The 24558-nt window shown below is 60.3% G+C and carries 25 protein-coding genes; 6 read left to right on the top strand and 19 right to left on the bottom strand.

Going from position 1 to position 24558, the window contains the following annotated elements; translation table 11 throughout:
* Window positions 1-11: 11 nt before the first annotated feature.
* Window positions 12-1664 (bottom strand): cytochrome c oxidase subunit I, encoded by a 1653-nt coding sequence (gene ctaD / locus BMZ42_RS01425; protein ID WP_091517715.1) that lies wholly within the window; start codon window positions 1662-1664, stop codon window positions 12-14.
* Window positions 1665-1698: 34 nt separating this feature from the next.
* On the bottom strand, window positions 1699-2571 hold the full coding sequence (coxB, locus tag BMZ42_RS01420) for a cytochrome c oxidase subunit II (protein WP_091517713.1): 873 nt from the start codon (window positions 2569-2571) through the stop codon (window positions 1699-1701).
* 364 nt (window positions 2572-2935) lie between these two features.
* Here coxB and BMZ42_RS01415 point away from each other — a divergent pair, with 364 nt between their 5' ends.
* Together BMZ42_RS01415 and tldD are read left to right on the top strand one after the other, a co-directional pair.
* On the top strand, window positions 2936-3442 hold the full coding sequence (locus BMZ42_RS01415; RefSeq protein ID WP_091517712.1) for an invasion associated locus B family protein: 507 nt from the start codon (window positions 2936-2938) through the stop codon (window positions 3440-3442).
* Between the two features lie 164 nt (window positions 3443-3606).
* The gene (gene tldD / locus BMZ42_RS01410; RefSeq protein ID WP_091517828.1) at window positions 3607-5022 is read left to right on the top strand and encodes a metalloprotease TldD; all 1416 of its coding nucleotides are present in this window, start codon (window positions 3607-3609) and stop codon (window positions 5020-5022) included.
* Window positions 5023-5035: 13 nt separating this feature from the next.
* Here the strand turns inward: tldD and BMZ42_RS01405 are convergent, their stop codons facing one another.
* On the bottom strand, window positions 5036-5464 hold the full coding sequence (locus BMZ42_RS01405; protein ID WP_091517710.1) for a VOC family protein: 429 nt from the start codon (window positions 5462-5464) through the stop codon (window positions 5036-5038).
* A gap of 137 nt (window positions 5465-5601) precedes the next feature.
* On the opposite strand from BMZ42_RS01405, the gene BMZ42_RS01400 reads away from it, so the two are divergent.
* Window positions 5602-6303 carry an NAD-dependent deacylase gene (locus tag BMZ42_RS01400; RefSeq protein ID WP_091517826.1) on the top strand — a complete coding sequence of 234 codons (702 nt, stop codon included), beginning with the start codon at window positions 5602-5604 and terminating at the stop codon, window positions 6301-6303.
* Here the strand turns inward: BMZ42_RS01400 and BMZ42_RS01395 are convergent, their stop codons facing one another.
* The 9 genes from BMZ42_RS01395 to aroC all read right to left on the bottom strand — a co-directional run bounded on the left by BMZ42_RS01395 (window position 6304) and on the right by aroC (window position 15280).
* Entirely contained in the window at window positions 6304-7566 is a 1263-nt protein-coding gene (locus BMZ42_RS01395) for a class I SAM-dependent RNA methyltransferase (RefSeq protein ID WP_091517709.1), read from the bottom strand. It lies immediately after the preceding gene.
* Entirely contained in the window at window positions 7563-8324 is a 762-nt protein-coding gene (locus BMZ42_RS01390; RefSeq protein ID WP_091517707.1) for a TlyA family RNA methyltransferase, read from the bottom strand. Before BMZ42_RS01390 ends, BMZ42_RS01395 begins: the two co-directional genes overlap by 4 nt.
* Before the next feature lie 47 nt (window positions 8325-8371).
* Complete coding sequence (locus tag BMZ42_RS01385) at window positions 8372-8632, bottom strand: hypothetical protein (RefSeq protein WP_139207819.1); 261 nt, start codon at window positions 8630-8632, stop codon at window positions 8372-8374.
* A gap of 113 nt (window positions 8633-8745) precedes the next feature.
* Window positions 8746-10659 carry a 1-deoxy-D-xylulose-5-phosphate synthase gene (gene dxs, locus BMZ42_RS01380; protein WP_091517704.1) on the bottom strand — a complete coding sequence of 638 codons (1914 nt, stop codon included), beginning with the start codon at window positions 10657-10659 and terminating at the stop codon, window positions 8746-8748.
* Window positions 10660-10741: 82 nt separating this feature from the next.
* Window positions 10742-11662 (bottom strand): pirin family protein, encoded by a 921-nt coding sequence (locus BMZ42_RS01375; protein ID WP_091517703.1) that lies wholly within the window; start codon window positions 11660-11662, stop codon window positions 10742-10744.
* Between the two features lie 123 nt (window positions 11663-11785).
* A complete protein-coding gene (locus tag BMZ42_RS01370) occupies window positions 11786-12043 on the bottom strand; it encodes an exodeoxyribonuclease VII small subunit (protein ID WP_280139825.1) in 258 nt (85 codons plus the stop codon).
* 3 nt (window positions 12044-12046) lie between these two features.
* Complete coding sequence (locus BMZ42_RS01365; protein ID WP_091517823.1) at window positions 12047-12973, bottom strand: histone deacetylase family protein; 927 nt, start codon at window positions 12971-12973, stop codon at window positions 12047-12049.
* Between the two features lie 75 nt (window positions 12974-13048).
* Window positions 13049-14146, bottom strand: coding sequence for a 3,4-dihydroxy-2-butanone-4-phosphate synthase (gene ribB / locus BMZ42_RS01360; RefSeq protein WP_091517701.1), 1098 nt, complete (start codon window positions 14144-14146; stop codon window positions 13049-13051).
* 27 nt (window positions 14147-14173) lie between these two features.
* A complete protein-coding gene (gene aroC, locus BMZ42_RS01355; RefSeq protein WP_091517700.1) occupies window positions 14174-15280 on the bottom strand; it encodes a chorismate synthase in 1107 nt (368 codons plus the stop codon).
* A gap of 233 nt (window positions 15281-15513) precedes the next feature.
* Here aroC and BMZ42_RS01350 point away from each other — a divergent pair, with 233 nt between their 5' ends.
* Complete coding sequence (locus BMZ42_RS01350; RefSeq protein WP_244523109.1) at window positions 15514-15786, top strand: DUF1344 domain-containing protein; 273 nt, start codon at window positions 15514-15516, stop codon at window positions 15784-15786.
* Here BMZ42_RS01350 and BMZ42_RS01345 read toward each other — a convergent pair whose 3' ends face one another.
* The 4 genes from BMZ42_RS01345 to BMZ42_RS18370 all read right to left on the bottom strand — a co-directional run bounded on the left by BMZ42_RS01345 (window position 15787) and on the right by BMZ42_RS18370 (window position 18818).
* Window positions 15787-16383, bottom strand: coding sequence for a histidine phosphatase family protein (locus BMZ42_RS01345; RefSeq protein WP_091517697.1), 597 nt, complete (start codon window positions 16381-16383; stop codon window positions 15787-15789).
* Window positions 16383-17201, bottom strand: coding sequence for an enoyl-ACP reductase FabI (fabI, locus tag BMZ42_RS01340; protein WP_091517695.1), 819 nt, complete (start codon window positions 17199-17201; stop codon window positions 16383-16385). Before fabI ends, BMZ42_RS01345 begins: the two co-directional genes overlap by 1 nt.
* 93 nt (window positions 17202-17294) lie before the next feature.
* Entirely contained in the window at window positions 17295-18215 is a 921-nt protein-coding gene (locus BMZ42_RS01335) for a DnaJ C-terminal domain-containing protein (RefSeq protein WP_091517694.1), read from the bottom strand.
* Window positions 18216-18305: 90 nt separating this feature from the next.
* Window positions 18306-18818, bottom strand: coding sequence for an RT0821/Lpp0805 family surface protein (locus BMZ42_RS18370; RefSeq protein ID WP_091517692.1), 513 nt, complete (start codon window positions 18816-18818; stop codon window positions 18306-18308).
* Here BMZ42_RS18370 and pdxH point away from each other — a divergent pair.
* The gene (pdxH, locus tag BMZ42_RS01325) at window positions 18817-19431 is read left to right on the top strand and encodes a pyridoxamine 5'-phosphate oxidase (protein WP_091517690.1); all 615 of its coding nucleotides are present in this window, start codon (window positions 18817-18819) and stop codon (window positions 19429-19431) included. The two genes, BMZ42_RS18370 and pdxH, sit on opposite strands and share 2 nt — an antisense overlap.
* Before the next feature lie 9 nt (window positions 19432-19440).
* Here the strand turns inward: pdxH and BMZ42_RS01320 are convergent, their stop codons facing one another.
* The 3 genes from BMZ42_RS01320 to purD all read right to left on the bottom strand — a co-directional run bounded on the left by BMZ42_RS01320 (window position 19441) and on the right by purD (window position 23393).
* Window positions 19441-20193 (bottom strand): crotonase/enoyl-CoA hydratase family protein, encoded by a 753-nt coding sequence (locus BMZ42_RS01320; protein WP_091517688.1) that lies wholly within the window; start codon window positions 20191-20193, stop codon window positions 19441-19443.
* A 20-nt stretch (window positions 20194-20213) separates the two neighbouring features.
* On the bottom strand, window positions 20214-21989 hold the full coding sequence (locus BMZ42_RS01315; RefSeq protein ID WP_091517687.1) for an acyl-CoA dehydrogenase family protein: 1776 nt from the start codon (window positions 21987-21989) through the stop codon (window positions 20214-20216).
* Window positions 21990-22106: 117 nt separating this feature from the next.
* Window positions 22107-23393 carry a phosphoribosylamine--glycine ligase gene (purD, locus tag BMZ42_RS01310; RefSeq protein WP_091517685.1) on the bottom strand — a complete coding sequence of 429 codons (1287 nt, stop codon included), beginning with the start codon at window positions 23391-23393 and terminating at the stop codon, window positions 22107-22109.
* A 117-nt stretch (window positions 23394-23510) separates the two neighbouring features.
* On the opposite strand from purD, the gene ubiA reads away from it, so the two are divergent.
* Window positions 23511-24494 carry a 4-hydroxybenzoate octaprenyltransferase gene (ubiA, locus tag BMZ42_RS01305; protein ID WP_091517821.1) on the top strand — a complete coding sequence of 328 codons (984 nt, stop codon included), beginning with the start codon at window positions 23511-23513 and terminating at the stop codon, window positions 24492-24494.
* Window positions 24495-24558: the final 64 nt, after the last annotated feature.

Here is a 24558-nt window from a genome sequence, read left to right as displayed (position 1 = left end):
TATCTTGCTGCTTACTTGATCTTCGGCAGCTGTTCCCACTGATGGTATGGCGGCGGCGAAGGCAGCTGCCATTCGAGCGTCGTTGCACCCTCACCCCATGGGTTCGCACCGGCCTCACGCTTCTTCGAGAACGCTTCGAAGACGCCGTAGAGGAACACCAGCACACCGATTGCCGCCAGATAGGAGCCGTAGGACGACACCATGTTCCAGCCCGTAAACGCATCCGGATAGTCGATGTAACGACGCGGCATGCCAGCAAGCCCGAGGAAGTGCTGCGGGAAGAAGATCACGTTCACACCGATAAAGGTGATCCAGAAATGCAGGCGCGCGATGAACGGCGAGTACATGTAGCCGTACATCTTCGGGAACCAGTAGTACCACGCCGCAAAGATAGCGAACACGGCACCCAGCGACAGCACATAGTGGAAGTGCGCGACGACATAGTAGGTGTCATGCAGCGAGCGGTCGAGGCCCGCGTTTGCAAGCTGGACGCCCGTCATGCCGCCCACGGTGAACAGAAAGATGAACCCGATTGCCCACAGCATCGGCGTGCGCATCGTGATCGATCCACCCCACATCGTGGCGATCCACGAGAAGATCTTGATGCCGGTTGGCACCGCGATCACCATCGTGGCGAACACGAAGTAGCGCTGCGTATCGAGCGAGATACCGGTGGTGTACATGTGGTGCGCCCACACGACGAAACCGACAACGCCGATCGCAACCATTGCGTAGGCCATCCCGAGATAGCCAAAGATCGGCTTGCGGGAGAAGGTCGAGACGATGTGGCTGACAATGCCGAAGCCCGGCAGGATCAGAATGTAAACTTCCGGGTGACCAAAGAACCAGAACAGGTGCTGGTACAGGATCGGGTCGCCACCGAACTCCGGGTTGAAGAACGCCGTGCCGAAGTTGCGGTCCGTCAGCAGCATGGTGATCGCGCCTGCCAGAACAGGAAGCGTCAGCAGCAGCAGGAATGCCGTCACCAGCACCGACCAGGCAAACAGCGGCATCTTGTGCAGCGTCATGCCCGGAGCGCGCATGTTGAAGATGGTGGTGATGAAGTTGATCGCGCCAAGAATCGACGAGGCACCCGCAACGTGAAGCGCCAGAATGGCGAAGTCAGTTGCCGGCCCAGGCGATGCCATGGTCGACAGCGGCGGATACATCGTCCAGCCACTGCCCGCGGCATAGCCGCCAGCCGGACCCGGCATGAAGAACGAGATCATCAGTAGGGTGAATGCCGGAGGCAACAACCAGAAAGAAATGTTGTTGAGACGCGGGAACGCCATGTCTGGCGCACCGATCATGATCGGAATCATCCAGTTGGCGAAGCCGCCGATCATGGCCGGCATGACCATGAAGAAGATCATGATGAGCGCATGATAGGTCGTGAAGGCGTTGAACATTTCCTTGCCGCCATCAATGGCAGCATCGCCTTCAAATCCGTAAACCATGGAAGCCAGACCATGGAAGATCTGAATTCCCGGCTCGGCCAGCTCCCAGCGCATCATGACGGACATGAAGCCGCCAACGATACCCGCCATGATCGCAAAGATCAGGTAGAGGGTGCCGATATCCTTGTGGTTGGTTGAATAGACCCAACGAACCCAGCCAGTTGGCCGGTGATCGTCGTGGGCATCGTAGGCTGCAGCGCCTGCCATATTCCCGCTCCGTTCTCTCATTATCCGCGCAGGCTTACTTGCCGGCGTCCGCTACATTCAGTTCCTGCCCCCGGATGGAGGCGATCAGCGCCTTGTTCGCGCCTTCGAGATTGGCCTGCGCCTGCGCGCGCCACGTCGCATACTGCTCCTGGCTCACGACGCGGATTCCAATTGGCATGAACGCATGGTCCTTGCCGCACAGCTCCGAGCACTGGCCGTAGAAGATACCTTCATGCTCGGCCTTGAAAAACGTCTCGTTGATACGGCCAGGCACGGCGTCGACCTTGATGCCGAACGAAGGCATCGCAAAAGCGTGGATCACGTCAGCACCGGTGACGAGCACACGGACCGTCGTATTGACCGGAACCACAACCTCGTTGTCGACCGCGAGCAGACGCGGATACTCGTTGCGATCCTGCTTGCCGGCTGCATCGCGATCTTCGTCGCGCAGCAGGAAGGAGGAGAACGTCAGCGGTTCCTCGTCCTGGTATTCGTACTCCCAGCTCCACTGCAGGCCTGTCGCCTTGATGGTCATCGCCGGCTCTTCAGGCGGCGTATACTGAGATGTCAGCAGCTGGAACGAAGGCACCGAGATGAACAGCAGCGCGATCACTGGCCCGATCGTCCAGATCACCTCGATCATGGTGTTGTGGCTGACCCGCGACGGCACCGGATTTGCGCTGGCGCGATAACGCAGAATGCACCAGGCCAGCAACATCAGGACCATGATGGTCACAGGGATAATGAAATACAGGGTATAGCGCTCAAACCAGGCGATTTCAGCCATAATACCGGTGGCTGCCGGCTGAAAACCCATCTGCCAAGGAGTCGGCTGCGCCGCAGCCGCCATTCCCGTGGCAGCAAGGACCAGCGATATGGCGCCCATGCTCGCAAGGAACTTCTTCATAACCCTCTTTTTCTCCCCGGTCGAAAGTATCGACGAAAATCTGTGCGTGCCGGAGCGCAGCCTCCGACCTCCATCGCGCGTTCAAACCATACTCTCATATCAACCGCAAGAAAGCCCTGCACCCCCATGTGCGGCATTTTTGCGCGCGCAAGGGACAAAATTGGAGACGACGCCTTGATTTCGCTCAAGTTCTGCGAAAATCGGGACGGCCGAACGGACTGTGGAGATTGACCATGGCACTTTCCGCCCCCGGATTTTCAGGGCGAAAAGTTGGTGCAAAGACCAGAGACTCTTGCATTCTGTTGCCATGGCTGCAGATATCGTGAGAGAATCAACGGATTGCAGAACAGGAACGGATCGCACGATGGCTTTTCGCTGGATTACCTCGCTCGCAGCTATTGCCGGTGCCCTTACACTGGGCTTGCCGGCACACGCACAACAGGGCGGGACAGTTCGCGCGACTCATGGCGCCTGGTCTGTAATCTGCGATACGCCGGGTGGAGCGACCAGCGAACAATGCGCCCTCATGCAGAACGTGATCGCCGAAGATCGCCCCGAAGTCGGACTTTCCGTGGTCGTCCTGCGCACGGCTGACAACAAGGCCGAAATCCTGCGCGTTCTGGCCCCGCTTGGCGTTTTGCTTCCGAACGGCCTCGGGCTCAATGTCGACGGCAATGATATTGGCCGTGCCTATTTCGTCCGCTGCTTCCAGGATGGTTGCTACGCGGAAGTGATCCTCGAGGACAAACTCCTCGAAACCTTCAAAACCGGCCAGGCAGCCACTTTCATCGTCTTCCAGACACCGGAAGAAGGGATTGGCATTCCAGTTGATCTTAGCGGCTTTGCTGCCGGCTTTGACGCTCTGCCCTGAAGACAATCCAGCCGATAGCCTACCCTGCGCGACGCGCGTCCACGAAACACGTCGCGCAACCATGTGTTGCAAGCGCCGAACCAACGGCCGACTGACGTCGTGCAAGTGGTGAGGACCGCAACTATATACGCGTCATGGCAAATCCCGAATTCGGAGCCCCGATGATGACGACCAGACTTCTTGAACAGTTCGACGTTTCCGAAAGCCGTCTACGCGAGATCGTGGCAAGCACGATCAACGGGGCCGACGACGGAGAATTGTTTCTCGAATATCGGGAAGGTGAGGCACTGGTGTTTGACAATGGCCGTCTCAAGACCGCCAACTTCAACACCGACCGGGGCTTTGGTCTGCGCGCCGTTGCGGGTGAGGCTGTTGGCTATGCTCACGCAGGCGAACTGACCGAAGCGGCTCTTTTGCGGGCGGCAGATGCAGTCTCATCGGTCAAGTCCGGGCATTCGGGCGTCTTGGCGGCCGCTCCCGCAGGCACAAACCGCAAGCTTTATGGCGAAGACAATCCCATCACCGAGCCCGCATTCGATGCCAAGGCAAACCTGCTGCAGGAGATCGACGCATGGTTGCGCTCACGTGATCCGCGTGTGCGCCAGGTCACCGCGTCGCTAGCAGCTTCTTGGCAACAGGTCGAAATCCTGCGCGCCGACGGTCAGGTCGTGCGCGACATACGCCCGCTCGTTCGCTTCAACGTGTCGGTCGTCGTTGGTGATGGCGACCGGCAGGAGAGCGGTTCGTACGGCGCTGGTGGGCGTAGGTCTTTCGGAGAGTTTCTGGCCGAAGCAGCATGGAAGGAAGCTTCCGAAGAAGCTCTTCGTCAGGCGCTCGTCAATCTCGAGGCTGCCCCTGCCCCCGCCGGCACTTTCGATATTGTCCTTTCCTCCGGCTGGCCCGGAGTCATGCTGCACGAAGCGGTCGGGCACGGGCTCGAGGGCGACTTCAACCGCAAGAACACCTCCGCCTTCTCCGGCATGATCGGCCAGCAGGTCGCCGCCAAGGGTGTCACTGTGGTCGATGACGGCACCATTGCCGAGCGTCGTGGCTCGCTCACCGTCGACGACGAGGGCACAGCGACCAACCGCACTGTGCTGATCGATGATGGCATCCTGGTCAACTACATGCAGGATCGGCAGAATGCGCGACTGATGGGCATGGAGCCTACCGGCAACGGACGGCGCGAATCCTATGCCCACTCGCCAATGCCGCGCATGACCAACACCTATATGACGAACGGGGCCTATTCGCCGGACGAGATCATCTCCTCGGTGAAGAACGGCATCTACGCGGTATCCTTCGGCGGCGGACAGGTCGATATTACCAGCGGCAAATTCGTCTTCGGCTGCACCGAAGCCTACATGATCGAGAACGGCAAGGTCACCTATCCGATCAAGGGCGCGATGCTTATCGGCAACGGACCCGATGCGATGCACAGGGTCACCATGATCGGCAACGACATGAAGCTCGACAATGGCATCGGCATGTGCGGCAAGGCCGGTCAGGGCGTTCCCGTCGGTGTCGGCCAGCCGCATCTACGCATGAATGCGATGACGGTCGGCGGCACACAGAACTGATCCTTGGCAGCGCTCAGAAGGTGATTTTCACCGATGGAGTGCTGCGACTAGCTTCCCCGTGGTACACGGCTTCGATGTTGTTTCCGTCAGGATCGAGCAGGAAAGCGGCGTAATATCCGGGGTGGTAGAGGCGCGGTCCGGGCAGGCCGTTGTCAATTGCCCCGGCATCCAGTCCGGCAGCATGGAACGCACGTACCATCGTCTCATCGCGCGCCTGAAACGCAAGGTGATGGCGCCCGGTCATCAACCCTTGGGCTGCCTCGCTGTCGACACTGGAAACGAACAATTCATCCGCCCAGAAATAGTCGCGTTCGACGCCACCCAGCGGTATGCCGAGCACCGCAAGGATCGCTTCATAAAAACGCCGACTCGCATCGACATCACGCACGACAAGCTGGATATGATCGATCAGCCTTCCTCGATGCAGTTCATGGGTCTCCATCGGGATTTTCCTCCTCGGATCTGAGAAGGTAGAGCGCAACGCCCTTGCGTCAAATCAAGACTGTGAAATGCAACCGCCGATAGTCTATGATGAAATCTCGCGTTCAATGTCCGTCTTCACCTGCCGCCAATCGCTTCATGCCTCGTCCCACTTCCATTGTCATTCTCACCGGTGCCGGCATTTCGGTTGAATCAGGCGTCGCCAGCTTCCGCGACCGCAACGGCATCTGGGCAAAGCACGATTGGCGCGACTACGCGACACCGGAAGGTTACGCACACCACCCTGCCCGAGTGCTCAATTTCTACAACAAGCGTCGCCGCGCGCTGGCCGATGTGCGGCCCAATGCGGCACATGAAGCTTTGGTCCGTCTGGAGAAGTCGTTTGAAGGCGAGTTTTTGCTGGTAACGCAGAACGTTGACAATCTTCACGAAGCTGCGGGATCGCGCAAACTCCTCCATATGCATGGGGAACTGAATTCTGCTTTGTGCGGGGCGTGCGGCATGCGCACCGTCTGGCACGCGGACATGACGATCAACTCGCAATGCTCTTCATGCCAGACCGTTGGGCGTATCCGGCCCGATATCGTTTGGTTCGGCGAAATGCCTTATCAGATGGACACGATCTATCGCGCGCTGGCACGGGCCGACCTGTTCATCGCCATTGGCACCTCCGGCAACGTCTATCCGGCCGCAGACTTCGTCAACGAAGCGCAGATGGCAGGGGCACGAACTGTCGAACTCAATCTGGAGCCGACAGGCTATACAAGCGCGTTCGCGGAACAGATTGCCGGGCCTGCCACCGAAATCGTTCCCGCCTTCGTCGACAGCCTGCTGGCGTAGCTATTTTCGCCGACGCGGCTTTTCCAGCAAAGCGACCGCTTCAAGATGCGGCGACCAGAGGAACTGGTCGATCGGCACGACGCGCTTCAGCACATAGCCGCCATCGACAAGGATGCGCAGGTCACGCGCGAGGGTCACAGGGTTGCACGAGACAGCCGCGATGAGCCGCACCTGGCTGCGCGCCAGTTGCTTGGCCTGATCTTCCGCACCCGCGCGCGGTGGATCGAACGCGACGCCGTCGAAGGCGGTGCCGGCAAAGGCCGCGTCAAATTCCTTGTAGGTCATCGGGCGCACGAACAGATCGCGCTTTTCGACCGTCACGCGCTTCAAGGTTCCGGCGGTTGCACGAAACGCGCGGTCAAGACTCGCCAGCGCGGGCGCATCGCCTTCCACCGCATGCACCTCGCTATTGCGCGCCAGCCGCAATGCGAAAGTCCCGACACCAGAGAACAAGTCTGCAACGCGCTTGGCTTTCTTCAGATGCGCAGACACCAGATCAGCCATGACCGCTTCCGCAGCTTCCACTGCCTGCAGGAATGCGCCCGGTGGTGTCGGCACGGCGATGTCATCCACCATCACCACAGGCTTTTTCGGCTCGACAAGTATTTCGCCATCGACCGACACGCGCGCAAAACCGTTGCGCGTGGCGAAGTCGACAGCAGCCTGACGCGGCTTGCCTTCAAGGCTACCAGAATCTTCAAACGCCACATCGAGGCCGGACGCGGTTTGCGTCACCCCTAACCGGAACGGTTTTGGCGTCCGTCCGACCAGCATTGCCAGCGCCCGCAGCACGTCGAGCTTCTCAACGATCGACGGCAGCAGGACGTGGCACTCTTCCATGTCGACGATGCGATGTGTCAGCGCCGCGTTGAAGCCCAAAAGAACACCGGCTTCGGTCTTGCGCGCCGTGAGCGCGGCGCGGCGGCGCGATTGCGGCTCGACCGACACCAGCGGGTCCACCGGCGTGTCGATCCCCTTCGCTTTCAGCGCATCGACCAACTTGTCACGCTTCCACGCGCGGTAGGCGTCCGGGTCCAAATGCTGCATCGCGCAGCCGCCGCAATCGCCAAAATGCTTGCACACAGGCGCAATGCGCTGCGGCGAGGCTTCCAGCACCGCAACCAGATCGGCCTTCTTGTCGTCAGCAGCAACATTGACCCGCTCGCCTGGCAATGCAAACGGCACGAATACCGGTCCTTTCGGCGTATCAGCGACGCCGTCACCCTGCGCGCCCAGCCTCGATATCGTCAGAACGGTACTCATCTATCTTTCACACCTGCGAGTAGAAATTCCTTGTTGCCGTCGCCGCCTTCGATAGGCGACGGCACGACACCCAGAGAGCGCCAGCCAGGCTGATCCGCCAGCCAGTCCTGCAGCTCGGCGGCAATGCGCGGGCCGTCCTCAGGTCTGCGCAACAGGCCGCCCTTGCCGATTGCTTCGCGCCCTGCCTCAAACTGGGGTTTGACCAGCAGCACACAATGCGCACCGTCGTCAGCCAGACCAAGCGCCGGGGGCAGCGCCAGCTTCAGCGAGATGAAGCTTACGTCGGAAACCACAAAGCCGGGGCGGTGCCCCCTGAGGTGTTCCAGAGTCAGGTCACGCGCATTGGTCTTTTCGAGCGAATTGACGCGCAGGTCGGAGGCCAGGCGCTCATCCAGCTGGCCATGTCCGACATCAATAGCGAAAACCTGGCTCGCGCCACGCTCCAGCAGTACCTGTGTAAACCCGCCGGTCGAAGCGCCGATGTCCAGCGCCAGCTTGCCGGAAGGATCGAGTGCGAATGCGTCCAGCCCCGCGATGAGCTTCAAAGCCGCCCGCGAAACATATTTCTGGGCAGGATCGTCCACCGCGATCTCAGTATCGGCGCGCACAGTGTGTCCCGGCTTCGTCGTGACTGTGCCCGCCACCAGCACCGCACCACGCGCGATCGCATCACGCGCACGCGAGCGACTGGCAAACAGACCACGTTGGACGAGCAATTCGTCAAGACGCGTCTTGGGGGCCGGGACCGAGGAATTCATCCGCACTCATTGTGCCATGTCCACCGGCAACGCAAGAGCAGCCGACGTCACAGGTTCGGAGAAACCGTCGTTTTCTTCTCTATTGCGACAGCAAGACCATCCCGCCACACCCCTGCCCTCGGTTGACGTTTGATCCGCTGGGAATGTCTGGCGGCACGGGCAGGCTGTGACGCTTCGGCACGAAAGCCGAGGTCAAGACCACCACGCAGGTCTCCCATGCGTCGGGCAACGATCGCTGCAGCGGCCTGTTCGACGCGCTGATCGTGCTGGACAGCCGGCAGATCCACCGCGCCTGTCGTCCCTGCCATCACTATCACCGCCAACGCCAGCATCCCTTGCCCCTACACGCCAACCACATGCCGGGGTTTAACAAGCGGAAGCTAATGAAGCGCCAAGGGAGAGGGTTAGGAAATGGTGACCGTCACGCCGTCGCGGCAGAGACGTTGCGTCCAAGCGCAGCAAAGACGGTGCGCACGATACCAGCCGCATCGAGCCCCGCATCGGCGTACATCTTTTCCGGCTTGGCATGATCGGTAAACTCGTCCGGCAACACCAGAGGGCGCACCTTCAACCCATTGTCGAGCAAACCCTCATGCGCCAATTGGTGCAGCACATGCGTTGCAAACCCACCGATCGAGCCTTCCTCGACCGTCACCAGCACCTCGTGCTCGCGCGCCAGACGGCGTACAAGATCAGCGTCAAGCGGCTTGGCAAAGCGTGCATCGGCCACGGTTGTCGACAACCCGGCAGCATCAAGCTCCTCTGCGGCAAGCAGGCAATCGGCCAGACGCGTGCCGAGTGACAGCAAAGCGACCTTCGTGCCCTGGCGTATAATGCGCCCCTTGCCGATCTCCAGCGGCTGACCACGCTCCGGCATATCGACGCCGACGCCGTTGCCACGCGGATAGCGGAACGCAATCGGGCCTTCGTCAAAGTCGGCAGCCGTGCGCACCATGTGCTTCAGTTCCGCCTCGTCCGCCGCAGCCATCACCACAAAGTCGGGCAGCGACCCCAGATAGGAAATGTCGAACGCGCCGCAATGTGTCGCGCCGTCAGCCCCGACATAGCCCGCCCGGTCGATCGGGAAACGCACGGGCAGTTTCTGAATAGCAACATCATGCACGACCTGATCATAGGCGCGCTGCAGGAATGTCGAATAGATTGCCACGAAAGGCTTGTAGCCCTCGGTTGCAAGGCCCGCGGCAAAGGTGACCGCGTGCTGTTCAGCAATGCCGACGTCGAAGGTGCGCTTGGGGAAGGCTTCGCCAAAAAGGTCAAGTCCGGTGCCCGACGGCATCGCGGCTGTGACCGCCACGATGCGGTCGTCGAGCTTCGCTTCCTGCATCAGGCTTTCGGCGAACACTTTCGTATAGCTTGGCGCATTGGCCGGAGCCTTCGCCTGAGTGCCGCTGATGACATCGAACTTGTTGACGCCATGATATTTGTCGGCGGCAGCTTCTGCGGGGGCGTAGCCCTTGCCCTTCTGCGTCACGACATGGATCAGCACCGGGCCGGTGCCGTTGTCGCGCACATTGCGCAGGACCGTCACCAGATTGTCGAGATTGTGACCATCGACCGGACCAATATGGAAGAAGCCAAGCTCCTCGAACAGGGTGCCACCCGTGACGTAGCCACGCGCATGCTCAACGGCACGCGTGACAGCGCGGTCGACCCGCTTGCCAAGATAGGCGGTCATCTTTTTGCCGAAATCTCTTATGCCGGCATAGGTTGCGCCGGATGCGAGACGCGAAAGATAACTGCTCATCGCGCCTGAAGGCGGCGAAATCGACATGTCGTTGTCGTTGAGAATGACGATCAGGCGCGCATCGAGCGCACCGGCATTGTTGAGCGCCTCGTAGGCCATGCCAGCAGACATGGCGCCGTCGCCAATCACCGCGATGACATTGTTCTTGCCACCCTTCAGGTCGCGCGCGACGGCCATGCCGAGACCAGCCGAAATCGACGTCGAGGAATGGGCCGCGCCAAACGGATCGTACTCGCTTTCCGAACGTTTGGTGAAACCGGACAAACCGCCTTCCTGGCGCAGCGTACGAATGCGATCGCGCCGCCCGGTCAGGATCTTGTGCGGATAGGCCTGATGCCCCACGTCCCAGATGATCCGGTCTGCCGGAGTGTCGAAGACATAGTGCAGCGCCACGGTCAATTCAACCACGCCAAGTCCAGCGCCGAGATGGCCTCCGGTCTGCGAAACCGCATCGATCAATTCGGTGCGCAATTCCGATGCCACTTGCGGCAGATCACTCGCAGGCAAAGCCCTGAGGTCGGCGGGGATCCGGACCTTGTCCAGAAGAGGAGTGTTGGGAGCTGACGTCACGAACTCGCCATCTGTTTGATTACGTTATAGGGCAGATAGGACTTTGACTGCGGAAAGTAAACGTACAAGCCAATCTCGACCGTCAGCCCTCGGGCAATGGCACGAATTCTTCTTCGTCGCCGGGCACGATGTCGAAACGCCCGGTACGCCACTCTTCCTTGGCTTGTTCGATCCGCTCCTTGGACGACGACACGAAATTCCACCAGATGTAGCGCTTGCTGCCAAGTGATGCCCCGCCAAAGAGCATCACATGAGCGCCGCGCTCGCTCGAAACGACGATTTCATCGCCGGGCCGGAATGCGAGCAGACGATCCGACGGGAAAATGTCGCCGCGAATATCGACTTCGCCGTCGAGCACATAGATCGCCCGCTCTTCCGCGTCGGCGGGTATCTGCAGACTTGCGCCGGGAGCGATCCTCAGATCGGCATACAGCGTCTCGGTGGCAGTCTTTACCGGCGACTTCCAGTCATGGAATGAGCCGATCAACAGACGCCCGGAAATACCATCCGCATCGAACACCGGCATTCTTCCAGCCGACGTGTTCTCGAACAGCGGGTCGATCTCTTCCTTGCCGTCCGGCAGCGCCAGCCATGTCTGGAGGCCCGACATCGACATCGGGCTGCCACGCAGTTCCTCGGGCGAGCGTTCCGAGTGCACGATCCCGCGCCCGGCCGTCATCAGGTTGATGTCGCCCGGTTCGATGACCATTTCCGTGCCGAGCGAATCGCGGTGGCGGATCTTGCCGTCGAGAAGGTATGTGACCGTCGAAAGACCGATATGGGGATGCGGGCGCACATCCAGCATCTTGTCGCCGCGCAATATTGCTGGCCCCATACGGTCGAAGAAGATGAACGGCCCGACAAGGCGCCGACGTGCCGTGGGCAAGGCCCGCCGCACTTCAAAGCCGCCAATGTCGCGCGCATTCGGAATGACCAGCGTCTCGATCGCATCGCATGCCAGAGCATCGCCGGGCTGGGGATCGTTTCCGGGAAAGAAGCTCATTCGTCACTCCTGCGGCTGGGTCGTCTAGGAGTCTGAGACTATGGCACGCGCTCAGCGTTGGCCAGCGCTTGTCGTCCGGGTTGCGGTGAACAGAGTGGCACTGGCAACGCCGGCGCGTACGCGCTACTCGCCGTCGAGCGGCTCGACACCGACGGGCTTGCCGTCGCGTGCAAGACGGATCTTCTCAACCTTGTCTTCAGCAGATTTGAGCAAGCGATCGCAATGCGCCTTGAGCGCCTCGCCGCGCTCGTAAATCCGGATCGACTGGTCCAGCGGCACATCGCCACGTTCGAGATCGTCGACAATGCGCTCCAACGCCTCCAGCGCCTGCTCGAAGGTCATGAGCTTGATGTCGTCGTTGATCGTCGTCGTCTCGGTCACGGATTATCCTTTCATCAGGCGGCGCACATGCGCGCCTACCGAAAAAGCCAGCCCATGAAGGTCGTATCCGCCTTCAAGAATGCTCACCAACCGTCCTCCGGCCCAGCGATGCGCCCGCTCCATCAACTGCGCCGTCGCCCAATCGAAATCCTCCTCGACGAGATTGATTTCCGCGAGGGGATCGCGGTGGTGAGCGTCGAACCCGGCCGAAATGATCACCAGATCAGGGCGGAAATCATCAAGCGCAGGCAACACCCGGCTCAGGAACGCATCGCGAAACACGTCGCCATCGGCACCCGCCGTGAGCGGGGCGTTGACGATATTGCCAGTTCCGGTTTCCGTCTTTGCCCCGGTACCAGGAAAAAGCGGCATCTGATGCGTCGAGCAATACATCACCGACGGATCATCCCAGAAGATGTCTTGCGTGCCGTTGCCGTGATGCACGTCCCAATCGACAATCGCAACGCGTTCAGCGCCATGCTTGCGCTGTGCGTGACGCGCAGCGATTGCGGCGTGATTGAACAGGCAAAAGCCCATTGCGGTGACTTTTTCGGCGTGATGTCCGGGGGGACGTGAGGCCACGAAAACGTTGTCCACCGTGCCTGCAAACACATCGTCCACCGCTGCATTGGCCGCACCGATTGCCGTCAGCGTCGCCTGCCAGCTTTTCGGACTGACCGTCGTGTCGGAATCGATCCGCGCGATGCCCTCTTCAGGGATACGGGCCTTGATGCCCTCGACGAAACCGCCCGGATGGGCATAGGTGATTGTTTCCTCGTCCCCTTCCGGCGCTTCCTTGCGGTCCAGATCCTCGAACCCCTCTTCATCGAGGATGCGCTCGATGGCTCGCAGCCGGTCAGGGCGCTCGGGATGGCCCGCCGGTGTGAGGTGCTCAAGATAGATCGGATGGGTGTAGAGCCGCGTGGTCATCGTTCCGATATACGACGAGACGGACGAGAAGACCACGCCGGGAGATGTGTTTGTTCAACAGAATTGTGAACGGAGTTACAAAATCTCAGTCGAACTGATCTCCATACCAAAGCCTTCAAGACCAACATAATGCTTCTCACGCGAGGCGATGAGCTTGATTGAAGAAATGCCGAGATCACGCAGGATTTGCGCGCCAAGTCCAATCTCGCGCCACTCGCTTTCGCGGCGCAGGGCTTCTTCGTGCGCCTCATCACCGAGCGTCGGCCGGTTGCGGGAACCAGCTCCAACCCCGACCGAACCCTCACGAAGGTAGACGATCACGCCGCGCTGGTTTTCCGCCATGTTGCGCATGATGTCATCCAGACGGCTGTCGCATCCAAAGACATCCGTGACCACGCTCTCCTGATGAAGGCGGACAGGCACGTCGACGCCATCGCGGATATCGCCATAGACGACGACGACATGCTGCATGGCATCCCATGGCAACCGGTAGGTGAATGCCTTGGCCGGTCCAGCAACCGTCTCGACGGAGAAGCTGTCAACGCGCTCAATCAGTGTTTCCTGACGTTGACGGTAGGCGATGAGATCCGCGACCGAGACCTGCTTGAGCCCGTGCTGCTCGGCGAATGCCTTGACCTGCGGGCCACGCATCACGGTGCCATCATCATTGACCATCTCGCAGATCACGCCGACAGGCGGCAGACCTGCCAGCTTGCACAGGTCCACAGCAGCCTCGGTATGACCCGAACGCATCAGAACGCCGCCTTCACGGGCCACCAGCGGGAAGATGTGTCCCGGACGGACGAAATCTCCCGGTCCAACATTGCCATTGGCAAGGTTGCGAACGGTCAGCGTGCGGTCCTCCGCCGAGATGCCGGTGGTCGTTCCGTGCTTGAAGTCGACACTGATCGTGAAGGCCGTTGCGTGCGGCGCATCGTTTTCAGCGACCATGGGCTGCAAGTTCAGGCGCCGCGCATCTTCGCGCGTCATCGGCGTGCAGACGATGCCGGAGGTGTGACGCACGATAAAAGCCATCTTTTCCGGCGTGCAGTGCACGGCAGCAACAATCAGATCACCTTCATTTTCGCGACCGTCATCATCCATGACAACGACAATTTCGCCTTTTTCGAACGCCCGCAGCGCTTCGACGATCTTCTTCTGGTCATATGCCATGATTTGCAGCCCTTTATCGAGAACTCGTCAGCCAATCCGTCCGGTCTGGCCACGATGGCGCAGATAGTGATCGGCAATCGCACAGGAAACCATCGCTTCGCCGATCGGCACCGCGCGAATGCCGACGCACGGATCGTGCCGCCCCTTGGTGCGGACATCAACCGGGTTGCCGTCCACGTCAATCGACTGGCGCGGCGTCAAGATCGACGACGTCGGCTTGACCGCGAAGCGGGCAATGACCGGCTGGCCGGTCGAAATGCCACCGAGAACGCCGCCGGCATGGTTGGACAGGAACAGCGGCTTGCCGTCGTTGCCCATCCGCATTTCGTCGGCATTCTCCTCGCCGGTCATGCGCGCCGTCGCGAAACCGTCACCGATCTCGACGCCCTTTACGGCGTTGATCGACATCAGATTGCTGGCGATCTCCTGATCGAGCTTGGCGTAAAGCGGTGCGCCGAGACCTGCCGGCACATTCTCCGCAACAATCTCGATCACCGCGCCGATAGACGATCCCGCCTTGCGCAAACCGTCCAGATACTCCTCGAAAACCGGTACGGATTTCGGATCGGGCGTGAAGAACGGATTGTTCTCATCGCCAATATAATCCCAGTCCCAGTTTGCGCGGTCGATGTCCTTGACGCCGATTGACACCAGCGCTCCACGCACAACCACACCCGGCACCACTTTTCGCGCCAGTGCGCCGGCTGCAACACGCGCCGCAGTCTCGCGCGCCGATGAACGCCCGCCGCCACGATATTCACGGATGCCGTATTTCATGTCGTAAGCGTAATCGGCGTGACCGGGGCGATACTGCCGCGCGATCTCGCCATAATCCTTCGACCGCTGGTCGACATTTTCAATCATCATCGACACGGGAGTGCCGGTCGTGATCAGGATTTCCTCGTCATCAGGATCGCTGACGACGCCGGACAAGATCCTGACCTGGTCAGGCTCGCGCCGCTGGGTGACGAACCGCGACTGTCCCGGACGTCGTCGGTCGAGATCGTCCTGGATATCCGAAAGCTTGAAGCGGATACCGGGCGGGCAGCCATCAACGACGCAGCCCAGCGCCGGCCCGTGGCTCTCGCCCCAGGTGGTGACCCGAAATAAATGACCGAAAGTGTTATGCGACATGATGATGGTTCCGATTCCGCTCGCGGCGGCCTTGCGATCCGCTTCTATTGGCGTTTTTGGTGAGCGTCAAACGGGCACCGCCGCCTTCCGCGAGCCTGCTGGCCGGCGAGGTGAACCACCTGACAGGGATTGCTCGCGCAGAAGTTAAATTTTTGACACAGTCAGGGTGTTTCTGCTTTGCTGACCCTAGGACGTCTGCGGCACGCGTCGACAACAATTTTGGATGATGAGGAATGGCAATGCGTCTCGTAACCCAGATATTCTCCGCGCTTGTGATCGCGGCTACGCTAGGTCTTTCCACCGCCCCGTCGATGGCCGCCGACGATGAGGGGACAATCAAGCGGATTGACACCGAGGCACAGACCATCACGCTGGACAATGGCAACACATACAAACTGCCCGGTGAATTCAACGCAGAAGCTCTGACAGAGGGCGCTGACGTGATCGTCGCCTACGAAACCGTCGATGGCACCAAACAAATCACCGACATCGTGATCTACGAATAGTCAGTCCTCCCCCAACCACTCCAGCCGGTCAGCTTTCCAGCACAGGATCCTGTCCTGCGGAATCAACAGAGCGGCTGCCTGGGCCGCAGTAAGCGTGCCCGTGAGTTGAAGCACTGCCCGCAGAATTCCTCCGTGAGCAACGCAGATCGTATCCCGCGCAATGGTGTCGATCATCGGCGCAACCCGGTCGGCAAGCATCTGGTAGCTTTCCGCTTTGCGACCCGGCGGCACGAAATTCCAGTTGTCCTGTTGCCGCCGCGCAAAGCAGCCCTCATCGATGGCCTCCAGCTCTGCGAAGGTATGTCCTTCCCAATCGCCGAAGCTCAACTCGATCAGACGATCATCCGTGCGATAGCCTCGCGCATCAAGGCCCATCGCCTGTCGGATGAGTTCCATGGTCTGGCGGGTGCGCCGCATCGGGCTCGCGACAAAATCTACGCTTGCCGGCTCCGCCACGAGGCGCGACAGAAGCGCACCATTGCCTGAAGCCTGCGCACGACCGACCTCATTGAGGTCGGTGTCCGTCTGCCCCTGAAGTCGCCCCTCGGCATTCCAGTCGGTCTGTCCGTGCCGCACGAAGTAAACGGTGCGAGACATTACTCTTTGACGACGGAAATATCCGGAGCGTCGACCGACTTCATACCAACCACGTGATAACCCGCGTCGACGTGATGCACTTCGCCGGTAACCCCATTGGAAAGATGGGACAGCAGGTAGAGGGCGGAGTTGCCGACTTCCTCAATGCTCACGGTCTTCTTCAGCGGCGCATTGTATTCGTTCCACTTGAGAATGTAGCGGAAGTCGCCGATGCCTGATGCAGCCAACGTCTTGATCGGACCTGCCGAGATTGCATTGACGCGGATGCCGTTGCCGCCAACGTCAACTGCGAGATAGCGCACGCTTGCCTCAAGCGCAGCCTTGGCGACGCCCATCACGTTGTAGTGCGGCATGACCTTTTCCGCGCCATAATAGGTCAGCGTCAGCATCGAGCCGCCATCGGTCATCAGCTTCTCGGCGCGCTGAGCGACAGCCGTGAAGGAGTAAACCGAAATATCCATCGAGCGCAGGAAATTGTCGCGCGTGGTGTCGATGTAGCGCCCGTCAAGCTCGTCCTTGTCGGAGAACGCTATTGCGTGGACGAGAAAATCGATCTTGCCCCACTTGGCTTCGATATTCGCAAACACCGCATCGACGCTGTCCATGTCGGTCACATCGCAGTCGCCGGCAATATAGGCACCGAGTTCTGTTGCCAGCGGCTCCACGCGCTTGCGGAACGCATCGCCCTGATAGGTCAGTGCGATTTCGGCGCCGGCATCGGCACAGGCCTTGGCAATTCCCCACGCAATTGACCTGTTGTTGGCCACGCCCATGATGAGGCCACGCTTGCCCGCCAGAAGGCCATTATCTGCCGTCATATGTCGTCTCCTGCGTCGATCTAGTTTTGCAGCCGTATCGCACAGGCGGATGCGCGCATCAAGCGCGCGCCCGTTGAACCGTCAGAAAGCGGATCACGAAATCGACTTTCGCTGCTTCATGAGTTCTTCAAGTTCAGTATCTCCACCCTCGGGCAGCATGATCACGACATGGACGTAAAGGTCGCCGTGTCCACCTGTCTTGGTTGGCAGACCCTTGCCCCTGAGGCGGAGCTTGCGGTCCGAACTTGACCACGCCGGGATCGAAACCGACAGTCGGCCATAGGGTGTCTCCACCGCTGCTTTGGTACCCAGAACCGCATCAGCCAGAGGCACCGGAAGATCGACATGGAGATCGCGGCCATCCATCCGATAAAGCGGGTGACTGGCAATGCGGATCTTGATCAACGCATCTCCGGCCGGGCCGAAGGGAGACTGCTCCCCTTGCCCCTTCAGCCGGATCGTTTGTCCATCTTCGACATAGGCCGGCAGTTTGATGCCAAGCTTTCGCCCGCCTGGAAAAATCGCCGTAACCTTCTCGGCTTTGGCGACATCCTCAATGGAAACGTCGAGGGTCGCGTTGATGTCAGCGCCTGCCTGCTGTGGCTGCGCACCTGGGCCACGCCGCGCCTGCCCGAACAGCTCACTGAATATGTCGCCTGCGTCGAAACCCGCTGCGCCCGGTCCACCGGAACGAAACTCGAAACGTGAGCCACCAGGGCCGCCACGTGCGCCGGCCTGACGAAACGCACCAAAAGGATCGCCGCCGCCAGCATTTTCGAAGCCGGTGAAACGGGGCTTGCCGCTCGCGTCTATCTCGCCGCGATCAAACTGCGCTCGCTTGGCCTCATCACCCACAATCTCATAGGCCTGGTTTGCCTCGGCGAAACGATCCTTGGCCTTGGGATCCTGATTCTGGTCAGGGTGATATTTCTTGGCGAGTTTGCGAAACGCGGATTTGATCTCTTTCGCAGAGGCGCTCTTCGAAACGCCCAATACGTCATAGGGATCACGCATGATGTGCTGCCTGCAAAATCTCGAATGAATTTAGAACGGTATATGAGACCTTCTAGGAAGAAATTCCAGAGCCGGACGATTATCCGCTTGTTACTGCACACGATCAAACGATTTCGTCATCCACATTCGTGCCGCGCCCAGACAGGCCTCGCCCTGATAGAGATGCACCCCCTCGAAGCTCTCTCTTGTGGTCATGAAACGCCTGCAGAGGAAGCCGGTGTCGCGGCTCTCGCTTATCATGCTGATGGTTCCGCGAGATCCGGTATCTGCATTTGCCCAGCCGATCCCCTCGTCCACCTCTTCAACGATTGCGGCCGACACCGCCGCTCTGACGATTGCTTCGTCGGATTGACGGGTGCTGTCGCTCGCCGTTGCTGGCTCTCGGGAGATCGATCCGGTCACAATTGATGAATCCGGGACTGCGCTTTCCAGCGAAAATCCGGCTGATCCACAAGCTGACAGCAGCACGCAGGAAACCACGCACAGCCAGCCACGCCCGCTGCGCCAATAAAAATTCTGCCTGCCCCCCCCATCCAAAGCTTGCACCGGGCTCGCCAATGGGCAATCTCCCTGCCAGTTCACATAGGTTCGAGGTGCGACCATGGCAGAGACACAGTTAACGGATAATGATTTCACCGTGAGTGGCGAGCCATATGCGCTTTTTTCGCAGTGGCTCGACGACGCGGGCAAATCCGAGCCCAACGATCCTAACGCCGTGGCACTGGCAACCGTCGATACGGACGGCATGCCAGATGTGCGCATGGTGCTGCTGAAGGGCTTCGACCCTCAGGGTTTCGTCTTCTACACCAACTATGAAAGCGCCAAGGGACAGGAGATCCTGTCGACCATGAAAGCCGCCCTGTGTTTTCATTGGAAGTCGCTACGCCGGCAGGTTCGCGTGCGCGGGTTGGTGGAAAAGGTCAGCGACGCCGAGGCCGACGAATATTTCGCATCGCGCCCCCGCGGCAGCCGCATCGGCGCGTGGGCTTCCGCCCAATCGCGCCCACTGGAAAGCCGATTCGCGCTGGAGAAGTCCGTTGCAGAATATACGGCGCGCTATGCGATCGGCGAAATTCCGCGTCCACCGCATTGGTCGGGTTTCCGGATCAAGCCGGTGGCGATCGAGTTCTGGCACGACCGCCCGTTTCGTCTCCACGACCGCGTTCGTTTCGAGGCGGATGGCGGCGACTGGAAAAAGACCCGTCTCTATCCGTAGAAGCGCAGCTTAGCCCTTCTTGCGGCTCATAAAGGCCATGAACGCGTTTCTGGCCTCTTCCGAAGTCAGGCGCTCACGGAAATGCGCGCCTTCTTCGCGAATCCGCGCGACCAGCACCGAGCGGTCGCCCAGCATCAGATCACGGGCGATCTTCAGCGCCTCTGGTGGCTTCTGAGCGATGCGCTCTGCGGCGGCAAGAGTGGCCGCTTCCAGCTGATCTTCTGCGACGACGTCGTAGATCAGCCCCGCAGCCTTGGCGCGCTCTGCCGAAAAGCCCTCGCCCAAGCCCAGCAACGCAAACCCCTGCTGTCGGCCAATTACCGCAGGCGCCAACAGGCTCGAACCCGCCTCAGGAACCAGTCCCAGATCGACAAAAGGCGTGCGGAATTCCGTGCGCGGAGTCGCCAGCGTCAGGTCGCAGTGCAGGTTGATTGTGGTGCCAATCCCGACGGCGATACCGTCGACACCCGAGACAATCGGCTTCTGGCTCATCGCCAGAGCTTCAAGGAAATCATAGACCTCCATGCCGCCCTCGCCACCGGTGGCAACCGTCATGAAGTCGGCGAGGTCGTTGCCGGAGGAAAACGCACCTGGAACGCCAAGGATGACATGAACGCGCACTGTCGCATCCGCGTCACCGTCCCGCAGCGCCGCCGCCATCGTCGCGTACATTGCACGCGTGATGGCGTTCTTCTTGTCTGGCCGGTTCATCCGAATGGTCTGAACCGCGCCGTGACGCTCAACGAGTATGTGTTCGCTCATATTCTCCTCCCCCGCTTCGATCACGACGCCAGCGCGGCTTCTGCACCGAGAAGGCTCTCGCCGCCCTCGATCACACGACGCTTCAATGCACCCGACTCCTCGATGAGGTTTTCGGCAAAGTAGCGCGCCAATGCGACACGCGCCTTGTCTTCACCGGCGAGAGCGCCGCGAACCAGCCACGCACCACCAGCCGCCAGACTGAACAGGCGCAGATATGGCGTTGCGCCAGCCAGCGCCTCCTGCTGACGACCACCGGCAGTTGCTTCCTGAAGGAATTCTGTTGCCTCGGCAAAATCGTCAATCGCGGCGGCGCATTTGTCGGCAGTCTTGCCAAAACCCTCGGCGTTCGACTTACGCAGCGCGTCGATCTCTTCCCGCAGTTCGGCGATGAAGCCCTTGATGTGTGCGCCGCCATCCAGTGGCAGCTTGCGCATGACAAGGTCGATGGCCTGAATGCCGTTGGTGCCTTCGTAGATCGGGGCAATGCGCGAGTCGCGCAGAAGCGCAGCCGCGCCGGTTTCTTCGATGAAGCCCATGCCGCCATGCACCTGCACGCCGATGGAAGCGACCTCGACACCGATATCGGTCGAGAACGCCTTGGCAATCGGGGTCAACAGTGCGGCGCGGTCCTGCCAATGGCGCGCCTCATCGCCGTCGCCAGCCTTGCCGAGGTCAATTGCATGTGCGCAGGCATAGGAGATTGCACGCGAAGCCTGGGTCAGCGCCTTCATGGTGAGAAGGTTACGCTTCACGTCCGGGTGGTGAATGATCGGTGCCATTCCTTCGCCGGCATAGTCAGCAGCTTTGCCCTGACGTCGCTCCTGCGAGTAGGCCAGCGCCTGCTGATAGGCTGCTTCCGCGATGGCGACGCCCTGAATGCCGACCGCGAGGCGGGCGTTGTTCATCATCGTGAACATGCAGGCGAGGCCCTTGTTTTCCTCACCGATCAGCCAACCGATTGCGCCTGCTTCAGTACCCTCGACCGTGCCGTCACCAAAAATCATGGTGCAGGTCGGCGAAGCGTGAATGCCGAGCTTGTGCTCGATCGAGGCGCAGAAAACGTCATTGCGCTTTCCGGGTGTGCCGTCTTCGTTGACGAGGAACTTGGGAACCAGGAACAGGGAAATACCGCGCGTGCCGGCGGGCGCATCCGGCAGGCGTGCCAACACCAGATGCACGATATTGTCGGTCATATCGTGCTCGCCATAAGTGATGAAAATTTTCTGACCGAAGATGCGATAGGTGCCATCGCCCTGTGGCTCGGCGCGGGTGCGCAGCGCGGCGAGGTCTGAGCCTGCATGCGGCTCGGTCAGGTTCATCGTGCCCATCCACTCGCCGGACACAACCTTTTCCAGATAGGTCGCCTTCAACTCGTCGGAAGCGTGTGCGTGGAGAGCTTCAATCGCGCCCATCGTCAATGTCGGCCCTAGCGCGAACGCCATCGAACCCGAGTTCCACATCTCGTAGGTCGCGATGGCGAGGCTGGTTGGAAGCCCCTGCCCGCCATATTCAACTGGACCGCTCAGAGCGTTCCAGCCGCCTTCGATCCAGCGATGGTAAAGTTCCTTCCAACCGGGCGCGGTGGTTACGACGCCGTCCTTCCAGACCGCGCCCTTCTCGTCACCGACGCGCCGCAACGGTGTGATTTCTTCGGCAGCGAAGCGCCCGGCTTCAATCAGAATGGCATCAAGCAGGTCTTCGCTCAGATCGCCGAGTTTCCCGCTCTCGATTGCCGCGTTGACGCCCACAACATGCTTGAGCGTGTGTGCAATCTCATTCACCGGTGCGCGATACATGCGATCTCTCCAATTTGGTCCGCAACCCTGCCATGCATGAGAAAAGTGCTAGATACTTTTTACGTAAGCGTCAAACGTGCAGAGCAGGAAGAAGGCTTTTCGCCTCATCAAATTTCGTCACAAGACGGCTTCGCGCTCCACCGCGCGCCAGCCAATATCGCGGCGGCAGAAGCCTCCTGGCCAGTCGATCGCATCTGCGAGCGCATAGGCATTGGCCTGGGCGGCAGTCACGTCCTTGCCCAGCGCAGTGACACTGAGGACGCGCCCGCCCGCAGCAACGAGCGCTCCATCTTCCGTCAATTTGGTGCCGGCATGGAAGACGATTGCATCGTCGCGCCCGTCTTCGGCTGCGTCGACGCCGGAAATCACCGTGCCCTTTTCGGGAGCATCGGGATAGCCAATGGCCGCCAATACAACCGTCAACGCCGCCTCATCTCGCCAACGTGTTGACATATGGGCGAGTTGCCCATCGACAGCAGCGTTGAGCAACACGAGCAGATCGTCCTTCAGGCGCATCATCAGCACCTGACACTCGGGATCGCCAAAGCGGGTGTTGTACTCGATGAGTTGCGGCCCCTCGGCAGTCATCATCAGGCCGACGAACAGGACGCCGGTGAACGGCATCCCCATCTGCGCCATGCCGGAAAGCGTTGGCCGCACGATCTGGGACATAACCGTATCGATGACCTCTTGCGTCATCACCGGTGCGGGCGAATAAGCCCCCATGCCGCCAGTGTTCGGGCCGACATCCCCGTCGCCAACGCGCTTGTGATCCTGCGCTGTACCAAACGGCAGCGCGGTCTTGCCATCGCACAGGCAGAAGAAGCTGGCTTCCTCGCCCTCAAGGAACGCCTCCACAACCACCTCGGCGCCGGCAGCTCCAAAAGCGCCTTCAAAGCACGCGTCGATGGCGTCAAGCGCCTCGCTCATGGTCATTGCCACGGTGACGCCCTTGCCGGCCGCAAGCCCATCCGCCTTGATGACAATTGGCGCGCCAACGCTACGCGCATATGCCTTGGCCTTGGGTGCATTGTTAAAACGACCATAGGCAGCCGTTGGAATGTCAAAACGGGCGCACAAATCCTTGGTGAAGCCCTTCGAGCCTTCCAGCTGCGCTGCGGCGCGCGACGGACCGAAAACGCGAATGCCGGCTGCATTCAGATCGTCGGCGATCCCGGCAACCAATGGAGCCTCGGGGCCAACAACCACAAGGTCGATCGCCTTCTCCTTTGCAAACGTGACGACAGCTGCGTGATCGCTGACATCAAGTTCCACGCACTCGGCTTCCTGAGCGATGCCAGGGTTGCCCGGTGCAGCGTACAGCTTCGTCAGAAGCGGTGAAGCTGCGAGTTTCCATGCCAGTGCATGTTCGCGCCCACCGGAGCCAATCAGGAGAACGTTCATAAGCCGATTCCTTGCCACGCGTCAGAGCAGTTTCCGGTAGGGTTCCAGAGCGCGCCGGTCAAGCGTTGCGATATGCTTTTGCTTGACGAGGCACCGCTTGGGTGCCACTCCACCGCGATGGAAAACGTGCAGTCAAAAGAAACGCAGGGGCGCGTTGCTGACGCTCCAACCGGCCATTGGGTCTACAGAACGCTGCCACGCCGCTTCTGGCCCTACGCTCAACTCGCGCGTTGGGACCGCCCCATCGGATGGTGGCTGCTATTGTGGCCCTGCTGGTGGTCGGTGGCAATGGCAGCTTCGGCCCACGCGCAGCCAGGCGCGCCGATTCTTGATGTGTTGCCTTCGCTCTGGACGCTGTTTTTGTTCCTTGTCGGCGCCGTCGCCATGCGTGGTGCTGGCTGCACTTACAACGACATTGTCGATACCGACATTGACGAACAGGTAGCCCGCACCCGTTCACGACCGCTGCCATCCGGTCAAGTATCGCGCAAGCAGGCTTGGCTGTTCCTACTGGCGCAATGCCTCGTCGGACTAGCCGTGCTGTTGCAGTTCAACTGGTTTGCGGTGCTCGTGGGCTTTGCCTCGTTGGTGACGGTTGCCGTCTACCCGTTCATGAAGCGGTTCACCGACTGGCCCCAGCTCTTCCTCGGCTTCGCCTTTTCCTGGGGTGCGCTGATGGGCTGGGCAGTTCATTTCGGGTCGCTCGAACTTGCGCCAGTGCTGCTCTATTTCGGCTCCATCCTGTGGGTGATCGGCTACGACACGCTTTACGCTCATCAGGACAAGGAAGACGACGCGCTCGTCGGCGTGCGCTCCACCGCGCGCCTGTTCGGCGACAACACCAAAAAGTGGCTGATCGCGCTTTATGGCGGTGCGCTGCTTTTCTTCATTGTGGCGTTCGCCAACGCGGCAGTCCCGATGCCGGCGCTTGCCGGGCTTCTCGCAGCCGCAGCGCACATGGCCCGCCAGATCAAGGTGCTCGACATCGACAATCCCGATCAGTGCCTTGCGCTTTTCAAATCCAATTCGATTGTCGGCTGGCTAATCTTCCTTGGTCTGCTCGGCGGCGGTGTCTGGGCGAGCATCAGTCCGTCATTCTGAAACGCTGGATTGTCCTAGGCCGAATCAAAAAGCGGCGGCGCCCATGGCACCGCCGCTTTTTTCT

The sequence above is a fragment of the Aquamicrobium aerolatum DSM 21857 genome, from assembly GCF_900113935.1.
In the GTDB taxonomy this organism is placed as follows: domain Bacteria; phylum Pseudomonadota; class Alphaproteobacteria; order Rhizobiales; family Rhizobiaceae; genus Aerobium; species Aerobium aerolatum.
This window is presented reverse-complemented; position numbering and strand designations above follow the sequence as displayed.

Excerpts from the sequence above, each read along its gene's own strand:
- ctaD (WP_091517715.1), bottom strand. The coding sequence starts at position 1,664 with ATGGCAGGCGCTGCAGCCTACGATGCCCACGACGATCACCGGCCAACT.
- coxB (WP_091517713.1), bottom strand. The coding sequence starts at position 2,571 with ATGAAGAAGTTCCTTGCGAGCATGGGCGCCATATCGCTGGTCCTTGCT.
- BMZ42_RS01415 (WP_091517712.1), top strand. The coding sequence starts at position 2,936 with ATGGCTTTTCGCTGGATTACCTCGCTCGCAGCTATTGCCGGTGCCCTT.
- tldD (WP_091517828.1), top strand. The coding sequence starts at position 3,607 with ATGACGACCAGACTTCTTGAACAGTTCGACGTTTCCGAAAGCCGTCTA.
- BMZ42_RS01405 (WP_091517710.1), bottom strand. The coding sequence starts at position 5,464 with ATGGAGACCCATGAACTGCATCGAGGAAGGCTGATCGATCATATCCAG.
- BMZ42_RS01400 (WP_091517826.1), top strand. The coding sequence starts at position 5,602 with ATGCCTCGTCCCACTTCCATTGTCATTCTCACCGGTGCCGGCATTTCG.
- BMZ42_RS01395 (WP_091517709.1), bottom strand. The coding sequence starts at position 7,566 with ATGAGTACCGTTCTGACGATATCGAGGCTGGGCGCGCAGGGTGACGGC.
- BMZ42_RS01390 (WP_091517707.1), bottom strand. The coding sequence starts at position 8,324 with ATGAATTCCTCGGTCCCGGCCCCCAAGACGCGTCTTGACGAATTGCTC.
- BMZ42_RS01385 (WP_139207819.1), bottom strand. The coding sequence starts at position 8,632 with ATGGCAGGGACGACAGGCGCGGTGGATCTGCCGGCTGTCCAGCACGAT.
- BMZ42_RS01375 (WP_091517703.1), bottom strand. The coding sequence starts at position 11,662 with ATGAGCTTCTTTCCCGGAAACGATCCCCAGCCCGGCGATGCTCTGGCA.
- BMZ42_RS01365 (WP_091517823.1), bottom strand. The coding sequence starts at position 12,973 with ATGACCACGCGGCTCTACACCCATCCGATCTATCTTGAGCACCTCACA.
- ribB (WP_091517701.1), bottom strand. The coding sequence starts at position 14,146 with ATGGCATATGACCAGAAGAAGATCGTCGAAGCGCTGCGGGCGTTCGAA.
- aroC (WP_091517700.1), bottom strand. The coding sequence starts at position 15,280 with ATGTCGCATAACACTTTCGGTCATTTATTTCGGGTCACCACCTGGGGC.
- BMZ42_RS01350 (WP_244523109.1), top strand. The coding sequence starts at position 15,514 with ATGGCAATGCGTCTCGTAACCCAGATATTCTCCGCGCTTGTGATCGCG.
- BMZ42_RS01345 (WP_091517697.1), bottom strand. The coding sequence starts at position 16,383 with ATGTCTCGCACCGTTTACTTCGTGCGGCACGGACAGACCGACTGGAAT.
- fabI (WP_091517695.1), bottom strand. The coding sequence starts at position 17,201 with ATGACGGCAGATAATGGCCTTCTGGCGGGCAAGCGTGGCCTCATCATG.
- BMZ42_RS01335 (WP_091517694.1), bottom strand. The coding sequence starts at position 18,215 with ATGCGTGATCCCTATGACGTATTGGGCGTTTCGAAGAGCGCCTCTGCG.
- pdxH (WP_091517690.1), top strand. The coding sequence starts at position 18,817 with ATGGCAGAGACACAGTTAACGGATAATGATTTCACCGTGAGTGGCGAG.
- BMZ42_RS18370 (WP_091517692.1), bottom strand. The coding sequence starts at position 18,818 with ATGGTCGCACCTCGAACCTATGTGAACTGGCAGGGAGATTGCCCATTG.
- BMZ42_RS01320 (WP_091517688.1), bottom strand. The coding sequence starts at position 20,193 with ATGAGCGAACACATACTCGTTGAGCGTCACGGCGCGGTTCAGACCATT.
- BMZ42_RS01315 (WP_091517687.1), bottom strand. The coding sequence starts at position 21,989 with ATGTATCGCGCACCGGTGAATGAGATTGCACACACGCTCAAGCATGTT.
- purD (WP_091517685.1), bottom strand. The coding sequence starts at position 23,393 with ATGAACGTTCTCCTGATTGGCTCCGGTGGGCGCGAACATGCACTGGCA.
- ubiA (WP_091517821.1), top strand. The coding sequence starts at position 23,511 with ATGGAAAACGTGCAGTCAAAAGAAACGCAGGGGCGCGTTGCTGACGCT.